Annotated in this window: 12 protein-coding genes; 11 read left to right on the forward strand and 1 reads right to left on the reverse strand. The window is 69.2% G+C overall.

Annotated elements, in window-relative coordinates; all coding sequences use genetic code 11:
* Window positions 1–6: 6 nt before the first annotated feature.
* Window positions 7–954, reverse strand: coding sequence for a cation diffusion facilitator family transporter (locus tag J2Y70_RS21985; RefSeq protein ID WP_309922618.1), 948 nt, complete (start codon window positions 952–954; stop codon window positions 7–9).
* 115 nt (window positions 955–1,069) lie between these two features.
* On the opposite strand from J2Y70_RS21985, the gene J2Y70_RS21990 reads away from it, so the two are divergent.
* From J2Y70_RS21990 to J2Y70_RS22040, 11 genes are all read left to right on the forward strand, one after another.
* A complete protein-coding gene (locus tag J2Y70_RS21990) occupies window positions 1,070–1,612 on the forward strand; it encodes a GNAT family N-acetyltransferase (RefSeq protein ID WP_263395149.1) in 543 nt (180 codons plus the stop codon).
* A 233-nt stretch (window positions 1,613–1,845) separates the two neighbouring features.
* Window positions 1,846–5,547 (forward strand): transcription-repair coupling factor, encoded by a 3,702-nt coding sequence (gene mfd / locus J2Y70_RS21995; RefSeq protein ID WP_309922622.1) that lies wholly within the window; start codon window positions 1,846–1,848, stop codon window positions 5,545–5,547.
* A gap of 111 nt (window positions 5,548–5,658) precedes the next feature.
* Window positions 5,659–6,060, forward strand: coding sequence for a hypothetical protein (locus J2Y70_RS22000; protein WP_309922625.1), 402 nt, complete (start codon window positions 5,659–5,661; stop codon window positions 6,058–6,060).
* 205 nt (window positions 6,061–6,265) lie between these two features.
* Window positions 6,266–6,586, forward strand: a complete 321-nt coding sequence (locus tag J2Y70_RS22005; protein ID WP_309922626.1) for an STAS domain-containing protein — start codon at window positions 6,266–6,268, stop codon at window positions 6,584–6,586.
* A 13-nt stretch (window positions 6,587–6,599) separates the two neighbouring features.
* Window positions 6,600–8,648 (forward strand): chemotaxis protein CheA, encoded by a 2,049-nt coding sequence (locus J2Y70_RS22010; RefSeq protein ID WP_309922629.1) that lies wholly within the window; start codon window positions 6,600–6,602, stop codon window positions 8,646–8,648.
* A 182-nt stretch (window positions 8,649–8,830) separates the two neighbouring features.
* A complete protein-coding gene (locus tag J2Y70_RS22015) occupies window positions 8,831–10,831 on the forward strand; it encodes a methyl-accepting chemotaxis protein (protein ID WP_309922633.1) in 2,001 nt (666 codons plus the stop codon).
* A 76-nt stretch (window positions 10,832–10,907) separates the two neighbouring features.
* Window positions 10,908–12,833 (forward strand): methyl-accepting chemotaxis protein, encoded by a 1,926-nt coding sequence (locus J2Y70_RS22020; RefSeq protein WP_309922636.1) that lies wholly within the window; start codon window positions 10,908–10,910, stop codon window positions 12,831–12,833.
* 9 nt (window positions 12,834–12,842) lie between these two features.
* Entirely contained in the window at window positions 12,843–13,376 is a 534-nt protein-coding gene (locus J2Y70_RS22025) for a chemotaxis protein CheW (RefSeq protein WP_263395156.1), read from the forward strand.
* Between the two features lie 62 nt (window positions 13,377–13,438).
* Window positions 13,439–14,692 carry an EAL domain-containing response regulator gene (locus J2Y70_RS22030; RefSeq protein WP_309922638.1) on the forward strand — a complete coding sequence of 418 codons (1,254 nt, stop codon included), beginning with the start codon at window positions 13,439–13,441 and terminating at the stop codon, window positions 14,690–14,692.
* A gap of 13 nt (window positions 14,693–14,705) precedes the next feature.
* The gene (locus J2Y70_RS22035; protein ID WP_309922641.1) at window positions 14,706–15,512 is read left to right on the forward strand and encodes a CheR family methyltransferase; all 807 of its coding nucleotides are present in this window, start codon (window positions 14,706–14,708) and stop codon (window positions 15,510–15,512) included.
* A gap of 31 nt (window positions 15,513–15,543) precedes the next feature.
* Entirely contained in the window at window positions 15,544–16,623 is a 1,080-nt protein-coding gene (locus tag J2Y70_RS22040; protein ID WP_309922643.1) for a chemotaxis response regulator protein-glutamate methylesterase, read from the forward strand.
* The last annotated feature ends 119 nt before the right edge of the window (window positions 16,624–16,742 follow it).

Raw genomic sequence — 16,742 nt, forward strand, 5'->3', positions numbered from 1 at the left:
CGGCGATCACTGTAGCAACCCCGGTGAGGCGCCGGAAGCGGCGCCCGCCGCGCCCGGTTCCGGCTCGAAGAAGCTCCAGCGCACCATGGGGAACTGCTGCTTCAGGCCGCGCTCGATGCGGGTGATATCGGCGAGCAGCGCCGCCGCGTCGTGCTTCTGGCGCAGCGTCGCCTGCACCGACACCATCACGTCCGCGCCGAGCTGCACCGCAATCAGGTGGATCACCCGCTCGATCTCCGGCCGCGCCTGGAAGTACGCATGCAACTGCCGCTGCAGCGCCGGGTCCACGCTTTGCCCGATCAGCATCGCCTTGATCTCGATCGCCACCAGCACCGCGACCACGATCAGCAGCGCGCCGATGGCGATGGTGCCCAGCGCGTCCCACAGCGGATTGCCGGTCAGCACCGTCAGCAGCACCGCGGCCAGCGCCAGCGCCAGGCCGAGCAGCGCGGCCAGGTCCTCGCCGAAGATCACGATCAGCTCGGCCTGGCGGCTCTCGCGGAACCAGGTCCACAGCGAACGCCCGCCGCGCACCTTGCCGATCTCCTGCAGGCAGGTGCGCAGCGACACGCCCTCGGCGACCAGCGCGAACCCCAGCACGCCCACCGCCCAGCCCCAGCTGCTCAGCGGCTCGGGCTGCAGCAGCTTGTGCACGCCTTCGTACACCGAGAACATGCCGCCGATGCAGAACAGCATCACCGCCACCAGGAACGACCAGAAATAGATCGCGCGGCCGTAGCCCAACGGATATTCGGCGCTAGCCGGGCGTTTGGCCTGGCGCATGCCCAGCAGCAACAGCAGCTGGTTGCCGCAGTCGGCCAGCGAGTGCACGGTCTCGGCGAGCATCGCGCCCGAGCCGGTGGCCAGCGCGGCCGCGCCCTTGGCCAAGGCGATGGCCAGGTTGGCGCCGAGCGCGAAGAAAATGGCGCGTCGCGAATCGCCGCTGCCGGACATGGCCGCTCCTCATCGAAAGCCGGCGCATAGCGTAGGCAACCGCGGTGAGCGTTGCGTTCACGGCACCGGTCCCAGGTAATGCGAGAATCCAGGCTTCGTCGAGGATCATCCGGCCATGGCTACCCGCAACCGCATGCCTCCGTGGCATGAAAACTTCACCCTGCCCAGCGGCCGCGAGCTGCTGATCCGGCCGATCCGGCCGGAAGACAGCGCGCCGCTGCAGGGCGCCTTCAGCCTGCTCGGGCCGACCGAGATCCGCGAGCGCTTCCTGCATTCGATGCAGGAACTGACCGAGGACATGGCGCAGCGGTTGACCCACCCCAATCCGAAGACGGAACTGACCCTGGTCGCGGCCGAACCGCTGCCGCCGGGCGAAGCGGTGGTCGGCGCGGTGGCGCGCGCCTCGATCACGCCCGGCACCCGCGAGGCCGAGTACGCGATCCTGGTCAGCAACTTCGTCGCCGGCCAGGGCCTGGGCCGGCAGCTGATGCGCAAGCTGGTCAAGTGGGCGCGGCGCAAGTACCTGGACCGCCTGTACGGCGACGTGCTGGAAAGCAACGTGCCGATGCTGCAGCTGGCCGAGTCGCTGGGCTTCCAGCCGATGCCGCACCCGGACACCCCGGGTCTGGTCCGCGTGGTGCTGGAACTGGGCAACTGAGCGAGAGCGGCCCTGATCGGGCTGCCGCCAGGTGCGTCACCCACCTGCAGACCGCGAACCACTCATGGGTTCGCGAGCCCCAGCGGCTCACCCTCAGTGCTGCGGACGCCGCCGCCGCCTGCGCCGCCCGCCTCCGCTGTGCCCGGCCATGCGACCGCGCCGCAACGCGCGCACGCGTCCGGCCAATCCCCAATCCCGACTCCCCAATCCCAGCTTGCTAAACTAAGCGGTCAATGGCGCCTCTTTCCTTCCCCGTTCCGCCGCTGCCCAAGTCCGGCCAGCTCCGCGCCTTCTGGCGCGCCCCTGCGTCCTCGACCGCGCTGGCCTGGCATATCGCCTGCGCCGCCGCGGCGCATCGCGGGCCGCTGCTGGTGGTCGCGCGCGACAACCAGAGCGCGCACCAGATCGAAGCCGACCTGCACACGCTGCTGAGCGGCGACACGCGCCTGCCGGTGGTGCCGTTCCCGGATTGGGAAACCCTGCCCTACGACCAGTTCAGCCCGCACCCGGACATCGTCAGCCAGCGCCTGTCGGCGCTGCACCGGCTGCCGGCACTGCAACAAGGCATCGTGGTGGTGCCGGTGCAGACGCTGATGCAGCGGGTGGCGCCGTTGCGCTACATCGTCGGCGGCAGTTTCGACCTGCGCGTGGGCCAGCGCCTGGACCTGGAGGCGGAAAAGCGCCGCCTGGAGAGCGCCGGCTACCGCAACGTGCCGCAGGTGATGGATCCGGGCGACTTCGCCGTGCGCGGCGGCCTGCTGGACGTGTACCCGATGGGCGCGGAGACCCCGCTGCGGATCGAGCTGCTGGACGAGGACATCGACTCGATCCGCGCCTTCGACCCGGAATCGCAGCGCTCGCTGGACCACGTGCAGGCGGTGAAGATGCTGCCGGGCCGCGAGGTGCCGATGGACGACGCCAGCGTCGAGCGCGTGCTGGCCACCCTGCGCGAACGTTTCGACGTGGACACCCGGCGCAGCGCCCTGTACCAGGACCTGAAGGCGCGGCTGGCGCCCTCGGGCATCGAGTACTACCTGCCGCTGTTCTTCCAGGAACCGCGTAGCGCCGGCGCGCCGGCGCGCGACGCCACGGCCACCCTGTTCGATTATCTGGGTGATTCCGTGCTGCCGCTGATCGCGCCCGGCGTCGGCGCGGCCGCCGATGCGTTCTGGGCCCAGACCCAGAACCGCTACGAGCAGCGCCGCCACGACGTGGAGCGTCCGCTGCTGGCGCCGGAGGAGCTGTACCAGGCGCCGGACACGCTGCGCGAGAAGCTCAATGGCCTGCCGCGCATCGAAGTGTGGGCCGCCGACCATGCCCGCATCGCCGAGGCGCAGGCGCTGGGCGACCAGCCGCTGCCGCCGTTGCCGGTCGCCGCCAAGGACGCCGCGCCGGCCGAGGCGCTGAAGGGCTTCCTCGGCAACTACCCGGGCCGCGTGCTGATCGCCGCCGACTCGCCGGGCCGCCGCGAAGCGCTGCTGGAACTGCTGGCCGCGGCCGGGCTGAAGCCCGAGGTGATCGCAAACTTCGCCGCCTTCCTCCCTTCTCCCTCCGGGAGAAGGTGGCGCGAAGCGCCGGATGAGGGTACGTCGCTCGCGCCATCCTCAACGAAGAAGGCTTCTGCTTCATCCGCGTCTTCCACAGCCGCGCAGAAGCGGATCGCTAGCGGCCGTACCCTCACCCCAACCCCTCTCTCCCACGGGGACTCCCTTCGGTCACCGCAGGGAGAGGGGCTCGACTCCGGGGCTGTGCCTGCACGCTTCGCCATCGCGGTCGCACCGCTGGACGACGGCTTCGCGCTCGACGATCCGCAGATCGCGGTGCTCACCGAGCGCCAGTTGTTCCCCGAGCGCGCCGGCCAGCCGCGGCGCACGCGCCGCGCCGGGCGCGAGCCGGAAGCGATCATCCGCGACCTCGGCGAGCTGACCGAAGGCGCGCCGATCGTGCACGAGGACCACGGCGTCGGCCGCTACCGCGGACTGATCGTGCTCGATGCCGGCGGCATGCCCGGCGAGTTCCTGGAGATCGAATACGCCAAGGGCGACCGCCTGTACGTGCCGGTCGCGCAGCTGCACCTGATCAGCCGCTACTCCGGCGCCTCGGCCGAGACCGCGCCGCTGCATTCGCTGGGCGGCGAGCAGTGGACCAAGGCCAAGCGCCGCGCCGCCGAGAAGGTGCGCGACGTGGCCGCCGAACTGCTGGAGATCCAGGCCCGGCGCCGCGCCCGCGCCGGCCTGGCGCTGCAGGTGGACCGGGCCATGTACGAGCCGTTCGCGGCCGGCTTCCCGTTCGAGGAGACCACCGACCAGCTGGCCGCGATCGAGTCCACCCTGCGCGACCTGGCCAGCAGCCAGCCGATGGACCGCGTGGTCTGCGGCGACGTCGGCTTCGGCAAGACCGAGGTCGCGGTGCGCGCCGCGTTCGCCGCGGCCAGCGCCGGCAAGCAGGTGGCGGTGCTGGTGCCGACCACGCTGCTGGCCGAGCAGCACTACCGCAACTTCCGCGACCGCTTCGCCGACTGGCCGCTGCGGGTGGAGGTGCTGTCGCGCTTCAAGAGCGCCAAGGAGATCAAGGCCGAACTGGAGAAGGTCGCCGACGGCGGCATCGACGTGATCATCGGCACCCATCGCCTGCTGCAGCCGGACGTGAAGTTCAAGGACCTGGGCCTGGTCGTGGTCGACGAGGAGCAGCGCTTCGGCGTGCGCCAGAAGGAAGCACTGAAGGCGCTGCGCGCCAACGTGCACCTGCTCACCCTCACCGCCACGCCGATCCCGCGCACGCTCAACATGGCCATGGCCGGGCTGCGCGACCTGTCGATCATCGCCACCCCGCCGCCGAACCGGCTGGCGGTGCAGACCTTCGTCACCGCCTGGGACAACGCGCTGCTGCGCGAGGCGTTCCAGCGCGAGCTGGCGCGCGGCGGCCAGCTGTACTTCCTGCACAACGACGTGGAAAGCATCGGCCGCATGCAGCGCGAACTCAGCGAGTTGGTGCCGGAAGCGCGCATCGGCATCGCCCACGGGCAGATGCCCGAGCGCGACCTGGAACGGGTGATGCTGGATTTCCAGAAGCAGCGCTTCAACGTGCTGCTGTCGACCACGATCATCGAATCGGGCATCGACATCCCCAACGCCAACACCATCGTCATCAACCGCGCCGACCGCTTCGGCCTGGCCCAGCTGCACCAGCTGCGCGGCCGCGTCGGCCGCTCGCACCACCGCGCCTACGCCTACCTGCTGGTGCCGGACCGGCGCAGCATCACCAGCGATGCGCAGAAGCGGCTGGACGCGATCGCCTCGATGGACGAGCTCGGCGCCGGCTTCACCCTGGCCACCCACGACCTGGAGATCCGCGGCGCCGGCGAGCTGCTCGGCGAGGACCAGAGCGGGCAGATGGCCGAGGTCGGCTTCAGCCTGTACACCGAACTGCTGGAACGCGCGGTGCGCAGCATCCGCCAGGGCAAGCTGCCGGACCTGGACGCCGGCGAGGGAGCGCGCGGCGCCGAAGTGGAACTGCACGTGCCGGCGCTGATCCCGGACGACTACCTGCCCGACGTGCATACCCGCCTGACGTTGTACAAGCGCATCTCCAGCGCGCGCGGCGCCGAGGAACTGCGCGAGCTGCAGGTGGAGATGATCGACCGCTTCGGCCTGCTGCCGGATCCGGTGAAGCATCTGTTCGCGATCGCCGAGCTCAAGCTGCAGGCCAACACGCTCGGCATCCGCAAGCTGGAACTGGGCGAGAACGGCGGCCGCATCGTGTTCGAGGCCAAGCCCGACGTCGATCCGATGACCATCATCCAGATGATCCAGAAGCAGCCCAAGCTGTACGCGATGGACGGCCCGGACAAACTGAAGGTGAAGCTGCCGCTGCCCGAAGCGGCGGACCGCTTCAACGCCGCCCGCGGCCTGTTGGCGGCGCTGGCGCCGCGCTGACGGCGCCTGGCGCCAGAAACACGCCACCAATCGCGTCGCGCCAGCGCACGCTCCCGACGACGGCCGGTCTTACCGGCCGTTTTCTTTTGTGGCGATGCAGCAGCGCCCGAGGTGATCGCGAACTTCGCCGCCTTCCTCCCTTCTCCCACCGGGAGAAGGTGGCGCGAAGCGCCGGATGAGGGTACGGCGCACGCGCCGTCTTCATCGAAGAAGGCTGCTGCTGCGTCCGCGTCCTCCACAGCCGTGCAGAAGCAGATCGCTAGCGGTCGTACCCTCACCCCAACCCCTCTCTCCCACGGGGACTCCCTTCGGTCGCCGCAGGGAGAGGGGCTCGACTCCGGCGGGCTCGACGCTGCGCCGGCTGCATTCGCCATCGCAGTGGCGCCGCTGGACGACGGCTTCGCGCTCGACGATCCGCAGATCGCGGTGCTCACCGAGCGCCAGCTGTTCCCCGAGCGCGCCGGCCAGCCGCCGCCTGGCACGGCGCATGCATTCATTCCTGGCAAGCGGTGAAGCGTTTCCCTTGGAACTGGAATGGGCTGCCGGCTCGGCGCCTGAACCGCTCATCCTTGTCAAGGATTTGCGAGACAAATATGCCATTGGGCCTAAATATTCCGAAAAGGCGCCGATATCTGCTTACAGCAAGCCCGAACCGACTTGTTCGCCCCGTGCCGCGGCCCGGTTCTGCCGTTCCCAATGTTCGTATCGGAGACATGCCATGCGCTCGACCCTCCCGGAATTCCCGCCCCTGCCGCTGCAACTGAGCGTGGAAGGCGACATGACCATCCGCCGTGCCGGCGAACTGAAGCCGTTGCTGCTGCCGGCGCTGGAGCATCCCGGCGGCCTGCAGCTGCAATTGCAGGCGGTCACCGAGATCGACGCCACCGGCGTGCAGCTGTTGCTGGCCACCCAGGCCGCGTTGCGCGCGCTGGGCCGGCCGTTCCGGCTCGACGGCTGCAGCGCGCCGGTCAACGACGCGCTCGACCTGCTCGGCCTGCGCGACACGCTCGCGCCCGGCACCAACGACATCTTGCATTGATCGGCGCCAGCCCATGAATCTCGCTCAACTGCTGCAGACCTTCATCGCCGAGAGCCGCGACCTGCTCGAGGACATGGAACGCAACCTGCTGGAAGCCGAACGCGGCGAAGCCGGCCCCGACGCGGTCAACGCCATCTTCCGCGCCGCGCACACCATCAAGGGCTCCGGCGGGCTGTTCGACCTGGCGCAACTGGTCGGCTTCACCCACGTCGTGGAAAGCGTGCTCGACCTGGTACGCGAGCACGCGGTGGCGCTGGACACCGAGCTGATCCAGCTGATGCTGGCCTGCTGCGACCACATCCGTGCGCTGGTGGAAGCGGCGGCCGGCGCCGACGCCGACGAAGCCGTGCTCGCCGCTGACGGCGCGCCGCTGCTGGCGCGCCTGCACACCTACCTGCAGCCGAGCGCCGCGCCGGCGGCCGCCACGGCCGCAGCCGCGACCGCGGCGCAGACCGGCTACTGGCGGATCTCGCTGCAGCTGTTCAGCGATGCGCTGCGCTTCGGCAACTCGCCGCTGCACCTGATCCGCTGCCTGCGCAGCCTGGGCACGCTGGAGGCGGTACGCACCCGCCACGAGCGCGTGCCGGCGCTGCCGGAGCTTGACCCGGAAGCGTGCTACCTGGGCTTCGACATCCTGCTGCGCTCCGATGCGCAGCAGGCCGCGATCGAGGACATCTTCGAATTCGTCCGCGACGACTGCGACCTGCAGGTGGTCGCGGTGGATCCGCACGGCGACGCCGCCAACCTGGAGCTGCCGTTGCTGGTCGCCGAGGCCGGCAGCCAGGCGCACGCCGACGACTTCGCCGGTTTCGACAGCCCCGCACCAGCCGCCGCGCCCGCGTCCGTAGCGCCGCCCAAAGCCACCGCCACCGCTGCCGCCGCGGCACCCGCCGCCGCGCGCGCGCAGGACGGCGGCTCGATCCGTGTCGATGCCGACAAGCTCGACCGCATGATCGACCTGGTCGGCGAACTCATCATCGCCGTCGCCAGCACCGGCGCCAACGCGCAGCGCACCGGCGACGCGCAACTGCTCGAATCCACCTCGATCCTGGCCGGGCTGGTCGAGGACGTGCGCGAGAGCGCGCTGCAGCTGCGCATGGTCAAGATCGGCGGCACCTTCAGCCGCTTTCACCGCGTGGTCCACGACGTGGCGCGCGAACTGGGCAAGGACATCGTGCTGGTGGTCAACGGCGAGGACACCGAGCTGGACAAGTCGGTGGTGGAAAAGATCGCCGATCCGCTGACCCACCTGGTGCGCAACGCGATGGACCACGGCATCGAACCGGCCGACCTGCGCCGGGCGCGCGGCAAGCCGGAGCGCGGCACGGTGCGGCTCAACGCGTTCCACGATTCGGGCAGCATCGTCATCCAGATCAGCGACGACGGCGGCGGCCTGAACCGCGACAGGATCCTGGCCAAGGCGCTGGAACGCGGGCTGATCGAGCCCGGCCGCAACCTGTCCGACCGCGAAGTGTTCGCGCTGATCTTCGAGCCGGGCTTCTCCACCGCCGAGAAGGTCACCAACCTGTCCGGGCGCGGCGTCGGCATGGACGTGGTCAAGCGCAACATCACCGCGCTGCGCGGCAGCGTGGACATCGCCAGCCAGCAGGACGTGGGCACCACCATCTCGGTGCGCCTGCCGTTGACCTTGGCGATCATCAACGGCTTCCAGGTCGGCGTCGGCAGGTCGGTGTTCGTGGTGCCGCTGGACGTGGTCGAGGAGTGCGTGGAATTCGCGCCGAACTACCAGAGCGACTACATCGACCTGCGCGGCGGGGTGCTGCCGTACGTGCGCCTGCGCTCGCTGTTCGGCATCGCCGGCGCGCCGCCGGCGCGCGAGAGCATTGTGGTGATCCGCCAGGGCGCGCAACGTTTCGGCCTGGTCGTGGACACGCTGCTGGGCGAATGGCAGACCGTGATCAAGCCGCTGGCCAAGGTGTTCGCCGGGGTCAAGGGCATCAGCGGGTCGAGCATCCTCGGCAGCGGCGGCGTCGCCCTGATCCTGGACGTGCCTTCGCTGCTGACCCAGGTGGAACCCGCCGCCGATTCGCTGGCGGCCTGACCGCCGCGCGCCGACACCCATCAGGAACCGCTGCCATGCCCCATCGCACATCGTCGACCACGCCGGCAGCAGCACGGATCGACCAGGCCGTTCTCGCAACGGCCTGAACCAACGCCACTCCATCCGGTACCGGTCGCAATACACCCGGCGCCAGCCACTCAACCACGCACAGGTACGCCGGCATGTCCAACTCTCTCTCGCTCTCTTCCAAGCTATGGATTGGCTTCGCCGTTGCCGTGCTGCTGCCGTTGGCAGCGAGCGCAACCGGTTTCGCACTGGCGTTGGCGCCCGGCCAGATAATGGCGCTCGGCGTCGCCGCGGCGGTGCTCGGCGCCGCGGTGCTGGGCTACGCGGTGCATGCGACCGCGCGCTCGCTGCAGATCGCCACCACCACCCTGGCGCGCTTCGCCCGCGGCGATTTCGAGGTGGTGATGCCCACGGTGCGCAGCGACCAGGCCTGCGAGCTCCTGCTGGCGCTGCGCCAGGTGCAGGCCAACGTGCGCCAGGTCGGCGGCGAGATCGAGCGCATGTCGCGCGAACACGATGCCGGCGACATCGACGCGGTCATCGACAGCCACCGCTTCGAGGCCGACTTCCGCAGCATGGCCGATGGCATCAACCGCATGGTCGCCGGGCACATCGCCGTCAAGAAGAAGGCCATGGCCTGCATCGCCGAATTCGGCCGCGGCAACTTCCAGGCGCCGCTGGAGAGCTTCCCCGGCAAGAAGGCCTTCATCAACGACACCGTCGAGCAGGTGCGCCGCAACCTGCTCGGCCTGATCGCGCAGATGAACCACATGTCCGCCGAGCACGACGCCGGCGACATCGACGTGAGCATCGACAGCACCCGCTTCGACGGCGACTTCCGCAGCATGGCCGACGGCATCAATCGCATGGTCGCCGGGCATATCGCGGTCAAGAAGCAGGCCATGGCCTGCGTGGCCGAGTTCGGCCGCGGCAATTTCGATGCGCCGCTGGACCGCTTCCCGGGCAAGAAGGCGTTCATCAACGACACCATCGAGCAGGTGCGCGCCAACCTGCGCGCGCTGATCCGCGACACCAACCTGCTGGTCGACGCGGCCGGCGCCGGGCGCCTGGACGTGCGCGCCGACGCCAGCCTGCATCACGGCGATTTCCGCCGCATCGTCGATGGCGTCAACCAGACCCTGGATGCGGTGATCGGCCCGCTCAACGAAGTGCGCCAGGTGCTCAAGGCGATCGAGGACGGCGACCTGACCCGCACTGCCGACATGGCCTGCCAGGGCCAGTTGAAGGAACTGTGCGACAGCATCAATGCCACCGTCGCGCGCCTGGCGCAGGTGGTCGGCGAGGTCAACGTCAATGCCGAGGCGCTGGCCAGCGCCTCGGAGGAAGTCAGCGCCACCGCGCAGTCGCTGAGCCACGCCGCCAGCGAGCAGGCCGCCGGCGTGGAGGAGACCAGCGCGTCGCTGGAGCAGATGAGCGCCTCCATCGCACAGAACACCGAGAACGCCAAGGTCACCGACGGCATGGCGGCCAAGGCGGCGCGCGAGGCCAGCGAGGGCGGCGAGGCGGTGCGCTCCACGGTCGCGGCGATGAAGCAGATCGCGCAGAAGATCGGCATCATCGACGACATCGCCTACCAGACCAACCTGCTCGCGCTCAACGCGGCGATCGAGGCGGCGCGTGCCGGCGAACACGGCAAGGGCTTCGCCGTGGTCGCCGCGGAAGTGCGCAAGCTGGCCGAGCGCAGCCAGATCGCCGCGCAGGAGATCGGCGACGTCGCCAGCTCCAGCGTCGAGCTGGCCGAGAACGCCGGCAAGCTGCTCGACCAGATGGTGCCGTCGATCCGGCGCACCTCCGACCTGGTGCAGGAGATCACCGCCGCCTCCGAGGAACAGACCTCCGGCGTCGGCCAGATCAACGCCGCGGTTGGCCAGCTCAACCAGACCACCCAGCAGGCCGCGTCCAACTCCGAGGAGCTGGCCGCCACCGCCGAGGAAATGAGCAGCCAGGCCGAGCAGCTGCAGCAGCTGATGAGCTTCTTCCGCACCAGCCAGGCGCCGGTGTTGCGACGCGCGCCGGCGACGGCGCGCAAGGCCGCAAAGCCGTCCGCCGCGCAACGCTCGCGCTCGTTCACCTATGGCGATAACGGGCTGGCGCTGGTGTCGGCGCCGGACGAAGCCCATTTCGACAGTTTCTGACCGCGGCCGATCAGGATCGCAGCACACCCGTAGCCCCACCGCACATCCGCTCAGAGATCAATCGATGTTTACCACCATGAAAATCGGCACGCGAATCGGCCTCGGCTTCGCTTGCGTCCTGCTGTTGATGCTCGGCATGGGCATGTTCGCCACCAACAAGCTCGCCCAGGTCAACCAGTCCTCGACCGACATGGCCGAGAACTGGATGCCCAGCATCCGCTACGTCCAGCAGATGAACACCAACACCTCCGACCTGCGCGTGGCCGAGCTGCAGCACGTGGTCAGCGAGCGTCCGGAGGAAATGGCCAAGCTCGATCACGCGATGGAGCAGATCCTGGCGGAGTACGCGAGCAATCGCGACCGCTATCTCAAGCTGATCTCCTCGCCGGAGGAAAAGGCCGACTACGACGACTTCGCGCGCAAGTTCGACGAATACCTGGCGCTGCACAAGCAGGTGCTGCAGCTGTCGCGCGAGCTCAAGACCAGCGAAGCGATGGCGCTGATGAACGGCCGGCAGCAGACCTTGTTCGACGATTCCTCGGCGATCCTGGACAAGCTGGTCGAGATCAACGTCAAGGGCGGCGAAGCCGCCAGCGCGCAGGGCGATGCGCTGTACGCCAGCGCGCGCAGCTGGATCATCGCGGTCATTGCGGCGTGCGTGCTGCTCGGCGCCGGCATCTCGGTGTTCATCGTGCGCGGGCTGATGCGCCTGCTCGGCGGCGAGCCGGCCTACGTGGCCGAGATCGCCAACAAGGTGGCGCAAGGCGATCTTGCGCTGGACGTGAAGATCGGCGCCAACGACGGCGGCAGCGCGCTGTATGCGATGCGCAGCATGGTCGAGCGGTTGAAGCTGGTGATCGATGGCCAGCGCCGCGTGGTCCTGGCCGCCAACCGCGGCGACTTCTCCGAGCGGATCGCCCTGGATGGCCTGGCCGGCTTCCAGCGCGAGATGGGCCAGGGTCTGAACGACCTGGTGGACACCACCGGCAACAGCATCCAGGACGTGGTGCGGGTGATGAGCGCGCTGTCCGACGGCGACCTGACCCAGAGCATCGACAAGCCCTACGACGGCGCCTACGCGGAGATGAAGAACTACGTCAACGACACCATTGCGCGCCTGTCGCAGGTGGTCAGCGAGGTCAACGGCAGCGCCGAGGCCTTGGCCAGCGCGTCGGAAGAAGTCAGCGCCACCGCGCAGTCGCTGAGCCAGGCGGCCAGCGAACAGGCCGCCGGCGTGGAGGAGACCAGCGCCTCGATAGAGCAGATGACCGCCTCGATCGCGCAGAACACCGAGAACGCCAAGGTCACCGACGGCATGGCCAGCAAGGCTTCCAACCAGGCGCTGGACGGCGGCGAATCGGTCCGCGCCACGGTGCAGGCGATGAAGCAGATCGCGCAGAAGATCGGCATCATCGACGACATCGCCTACCAGACCAACCTGCTCGCGCTCAACGCGGCGATCGAAGCGGCGCGTGCCGGCGAGCACGGCAAGGGCTTTGCCGTCGTCGCCGCGGAAGTGCGCAAGCTGGCCGAGCGCAGCCAGATCGCCGCGCAGGAGATCGGCGACGTCGCCGGCTCCAGCGTGGAGCTGGCCGAGAACGCCGGCAAGCTGTTGGACGAGATGGTGCCGTCGATCAAGCGCACCTCCGACCTGGTGCAGGAGATCACCGCCGCCTCCGAGGAACAGGCCTCCGGCGTCGCCCAGATCAACACCGCGGTCGGCCAGCTCAACCAGACCACCCAGCAGGCCGCGTCCAACTCCGAGGAGCTGGCCGCCACCGCCGAGGAGATGAGCGGCCAGGCCGAGCAGCTGCAGCAGCTGATGAGCTTCTTCAAGCTCGCCGGCGCGGCGCCGGTGCGCCGCGCCGCGGCCGCGACCGGGCGCAAGCCGCCGCAGCAGCCCGCGCGTACCGCGGCCCGCAAGCCGTTCGTGCGTTTCGCCGAGAGCCAGCTCGCGCTGGCCGGCGATGCGCCGGACGAAGCCCATTTCGACAGCTTCTGAGGACAGGCCATGACCGCACACGCATCCTCCGCGCCGTCCGGCGGCACCGACCTGGCGCCGGACCAGTTCCTGACCTTCCTGCTCGGCAAGGAAATGTTCGGGGTCGGCATCCTCGGCATCAAGGAAATCATCGAGTACCGCACGCCGACCGACGTGCCGATGATGCCGCCGGCATTGCGCGGGGTCATCAACCTGCGCGGCGCGGTGGTGCCGGTGGTGGACCTACAGCAGCGCTTCGGTCGCGCCGCCAGCGACGTCACCAAGCGCACCTGCATCGTCATCGTCGAAGTCGCCAACGGCAACGAACGCCAGGTGCTGGGGCTGCAGGTGGATGCGGTCAGCGAAGTGCTGGAGATCGCCGCCGCCGACATCGCCCCGGCCCCGGCCTTCGGCGCCGGCATCCGCCGCGAGTTCATCCACGGCATGGGCAAGGTCGGCGAGCGCTTCGTGATCCTGCTCGATGCCGATGCCGCGCTGTCCACCCAGGAGTTCGTCGCCATGGCCGGCATCGCGCCGGACGTCGAGGCGGGCGTGGCCGCCTGAGTTCACCGCGTGGCGTGGCGCATCGTGCCGCGCCCAGCCCTTGTCCACCGGACGGAATCCGCATGCCGCTCGTTCACGAAACCGCCACGCTCAGCCAATTCGGGACCGTTCTGGTCGTCGACGACAGCCAGGTCCAGTGCGAACACGCGCTGGCGCTGTGCCTGCGGCTGGGCGCGGTGGCGGTGGAAGGCGTGCACGACGGCCATGCGGCGCTGGCGCGGGTGATCCAGGGGCCGGCGCCGGGACTGCTGATCGTGGACCTGGAAATGCCCGGCATGGACGGCGTGCAGCTGCTCGACGCGCTGGCCCGCTGCAACGTGCGCGTGCCGATCGTGGTCGCCTCGCAACGCGGCGCGGCGCTGATCGATTCGGTGCTGCAGGTCGGCCGCGCCAACGGCCTGCAGGTGCTGGCGGGGCTGGAGAAGCCGCTGCGCGCCGCCGAGCTCGGCACCGCCCTGCAGGCCAATCCGCCGCCGGCGCCGGCAGCGCGCAACGACGCCAACCTGGACGGCGCCACCGACGCGGCGATGCTGCGCGAGGCGCTGCGCCGCAGCGACATCGAAGTGGCGTACCAGCCCAAGGTGGACATGCGCAGCGGCCAGGTCAGCGGCGTGGAAGCGCTGGCGCGCTGGCGGCATCCGCTCAACGGCCAGATCGCGCCGGACCGCTTCATCGCCCTGGCCGAACGCGAAGGCCTGATCCATACGCTGACCGCCAGCGTCGCCGACCAGGCGATGGCGCGGCTGGCGACCTGGAAGCAATCCGGCTTCCGCCTGACCCTGGCGATCAACCTGTCGCCCTGCCTGCTGCAGGACCCGGGATTGCTCGACGAACTGCACAGCCAACTGCATCGGCACGGTCTGGTGCCGGCCGACGTGATCCTGGAGATCACCGAAAGCTCGCTGGTCGAGGCCAGCGCGCTGGGCATGCTGGCGCGGCTGCGGCTGCAGGGTTTCGGCCTGTCGCTGGACGACTACGGCACCGGCTTTTCCTCATTGCAGCAGCTGACCCGCATCCCCTTCACCGAACTGAAGATCGACCGCATCTTCGTGCACGACGCGCACCGCAGCCGCAATCTGCGCACCGTGCTGGAATCGGCGTTGGGCATGGCCCAGCGGCTGGGCCTGAGCACCGTCGCCGAAGGCATCGAAACGGTCGAGGACTGGCAACTGCTGCAGGAACTTGGCTGCGACCTCGGCCAGGGCTATCTGCTGGCGCGGCCGATGGGCGGCGGCGCGCTGAACACCTGGCTGCTCGAGCACCAGGCGCGGCTGCGCGAACACGGACCCACTTCGGCGCAAGCGCCGCATCACTGACACGCGGACCACCATGACCAGTACCGACACCATCACCGAGCAGGAATTCGGCAGATTCCAGCGCTTCATCTTCGACGCCGCCGGCATCACCATCTCCCCGGCCAAGAAGGCGATGCTGTGCGGGCGCCTGGGCAAGCGCCTGAAGGCGCATTCGCTGCAGACCTACACCCAGTACCTGAAACTGCTGGAAAGCCGCGAAGGCAGCGCCGAGGTGCAGACCGCGATCGACCTGCTGACCACCAACGAGACCTACTTCTTCCGCGAGCCCAAGCACTTCGACCTGCTGCGCCGGCTGGCCGGCGAGCACAAGGGCAGCGCGCCGTTCCGCAGTTGGAGCGCGGCCAGTTCCAGCGGCGAGGAGGCCTACAGCATGGCGATGGTGCTGGACGACGCGCTGCAGGGACGCGCCTACGAAGTGGTCGGCACCGACATCAGCACCCGCGTGCTGGAAAAGGCGCGCACCGGCCACTATCCGCTGCAGCGCATCGAGCACATGCCGCCGGCGCTGCTCAAGCGCTACTGCCTGAAGGGCCGCGGCGAATACGAGGGCAGCCTGCTGATCGACCGCAAGCTGCGCGACAACGTGCGCTTCCTGCACGCCAACCTCAATGCGTCGCTGCCCAACCTCGGCCAGTTCGACGTGATCTTCCTGCGCAACGTGATGATCTACTTCAACGGCCAGACCAAGCGCGAAGTGGTCGCGCGGGTGCTGTCCACGCTCAAGCGCGGCGGCATCTTCTGCATCGGCCACTCGGAAAGCCTCAACGACATCAACAACGAAGTCGTGCAGGTGGCGCCGTCGGTGTATCGCAAACCATGAGCGCCACTGCGGCCTCCCAAAGGAACGACCGATGACGACGACGATCAAGGCCATGGTGGTCGACGATTCGGCGGTGGTGCGGCAGGTGCTGGTGGCGGTGCTCAACGAAGCGCCCGGCATCGAGGTGATCGCCTCGGCCGCCGACCCGCTGCTGGCGATGGACAAGATGCGCCAGCAATGGCCGGACGTGATCGTGCTGGACGTGGAGATGCCGAAGATGGACGGCATCACCTTCCTGCGCAAGATCATGAGCGAACGCCCCACCCCGGTGGTGATCTGCTCCACGCTCACCGAGAAGGGCGCGCGGGTGACCATGGACGCGCTGGCCGCCGGCGCGGTGGCGGTGGTGACCAAGCCCAAGCTGGGCCTGAAGCAGTTCCTCACCGACTCGGCCGAGGAACTGGTGGCCACGGTGCGCACCGCCGCGCGCGCCAACGTCAAGCGCCTGGCCGCGCGCAGCGCCGCGCCGCCGGTGGAACCGGAGATCAAGCACACCGCCGACGTGATCCTGCCGGCGCAGGGTGGCCGCGCGCTGGCGCAGACCACCGAACGGGTGATCGCGATCGGCACCTCCACCGGCGGCACCCAGGCGCTGGAGGAAGTGCTGACCGCGCTGCCGCGGGTCAGCCCCGGCATCGTCATCGTCCAGCACATGCCGGAGAAGTTCACCGCCGCATTCGCCGCGCGCCTGGACGGGCTGTGCCAGATCGCGGTGAAGGAAGCGGCCAACAACGACCGCGTGGTGCCCGGCCGCGCGCTGATCGCGCCCGGCGGCAAGCACATGCTGCTGCGCCGCAGCGGCGCGCAGTATTTCGTCGAGGTCGTGGACGGGCCACCGGTCAACCGGCACCGGCCGTCGGTGGACGTGCTGTTCCGTTCCGCCGCGCGCGCCGCCGGCGCCAACGCGCTGGGCATCATCATGACCGGCATGGGCGACGACGGCGCGGTCGGCCTGCTGGAAATGCGCCAGGCCGGCGCGCGCACCGTGGCCCAGGACGAACAGAGCAGCATCGTGTTCGGCATGCCCAAGGAAGCGATCAAGCGCGGCGGCGCGGAGAAGATCCTGCCGCTGAGCGGGATGGCGCGCGAGATCGTGCAGCAGCTCACCTAGGACGGCTCGCCGGGATTGCGCAGTTGTAGATACCGTCTTCCCGTCTAACAGGCAATGGCCTTTTGAGGATCGAAGGGCGTGTTTGATTTGAGGACGCCGTAGGCAAGATGCAGCAACTT

The organism is Xanthomonas sp. 1678 (assembly GCF_031455575.1).
Classification (GTDB): Bacteria; Pseudomonadota; Gammaproteobacteria; order Xanthomonadales; family Xanthomonadaceae; genus Xanthomonas_A.

Bases quoted from the DNA above. Each gene is read 5' to 3' on its own strand.
- J2Y70_RS22030 (WP_309922638.1), top strand. From the start codon at position 13,439: ATGCCGCTCGTTCACGAAACCGCCACGCTCAGCCAATTCGGGACCGTT.
- J2Y70_RS22040 (WP_309922643.1), top strand. From the start codon at position 15,544: ATGACGACGACGATCAAGGCCATGGTGGTCGACGATTCGGCGGTGGTG.
- J2Y70_RS22020 (WP_309922636.1), top strand. From the start codon at position 10,908: ATGAAAATCGGCACGCGAATCGGCCTCGGCTTCGCTTGCGTCCTGCTG.
- J2Y70_RS21990 (WP_263395149.1), top strand. From the start codon at position 1,070: ATGGCTACCCGCAACCGCATGCCTCCGTGGCATGAAAACTTCACCCTG.
- J2Y70_RS22015 (WP_309922633.1), top strand. From the start codon at position 8,831: ATGTCCAACTCTCTCTCGCTCTCTTCCAAGCTATGGATTGGCTTCGCC.
- mfd (WP_309922622.1), top strand. From the start codon at position 1,846: ATGGCGCCTCTTTCCTTCCCCGTTCCGCCGCTGCCCAAGTCCGGCCAG.
- J2Y70_RS21985 (WP_309922618.1), bottom strand. From the start codon at position 954: ATGTCCGGCAGCGGCGATTCGCGACGCGCCATTTTCTTCGCGCTCGGC.
- J2Y70_RS22035 (WP_309922641.1), top strand. From the start codon at position 14,706: ATGACCAGTACCGACACCATCACCGAGCAGGAATTCGGCAGATTCCAG.
- J2Y70_RS22025 (WP_263395156.1), top strand. From the start codon at position 12,843: ATGACCGCACACGCATCCTCCGCGCCGTCCGGCGGCACCGACCTGGCG.
- J2Y70_RS22005 (WP_309922626.1), top strand. From the start codon at position 6,266: ATGCGCTCGACCCTCCCGGAATTCCCGCCCCTGCCGCTGCAACTGAGC.
- J2Y70_RS22010 (WP_309922629.1), top strand. From the start codon at position 6,600: ATGAATCTCGCTCAACTGCTGCAGACCTTCATCGCCGAGAGCCGCGAC.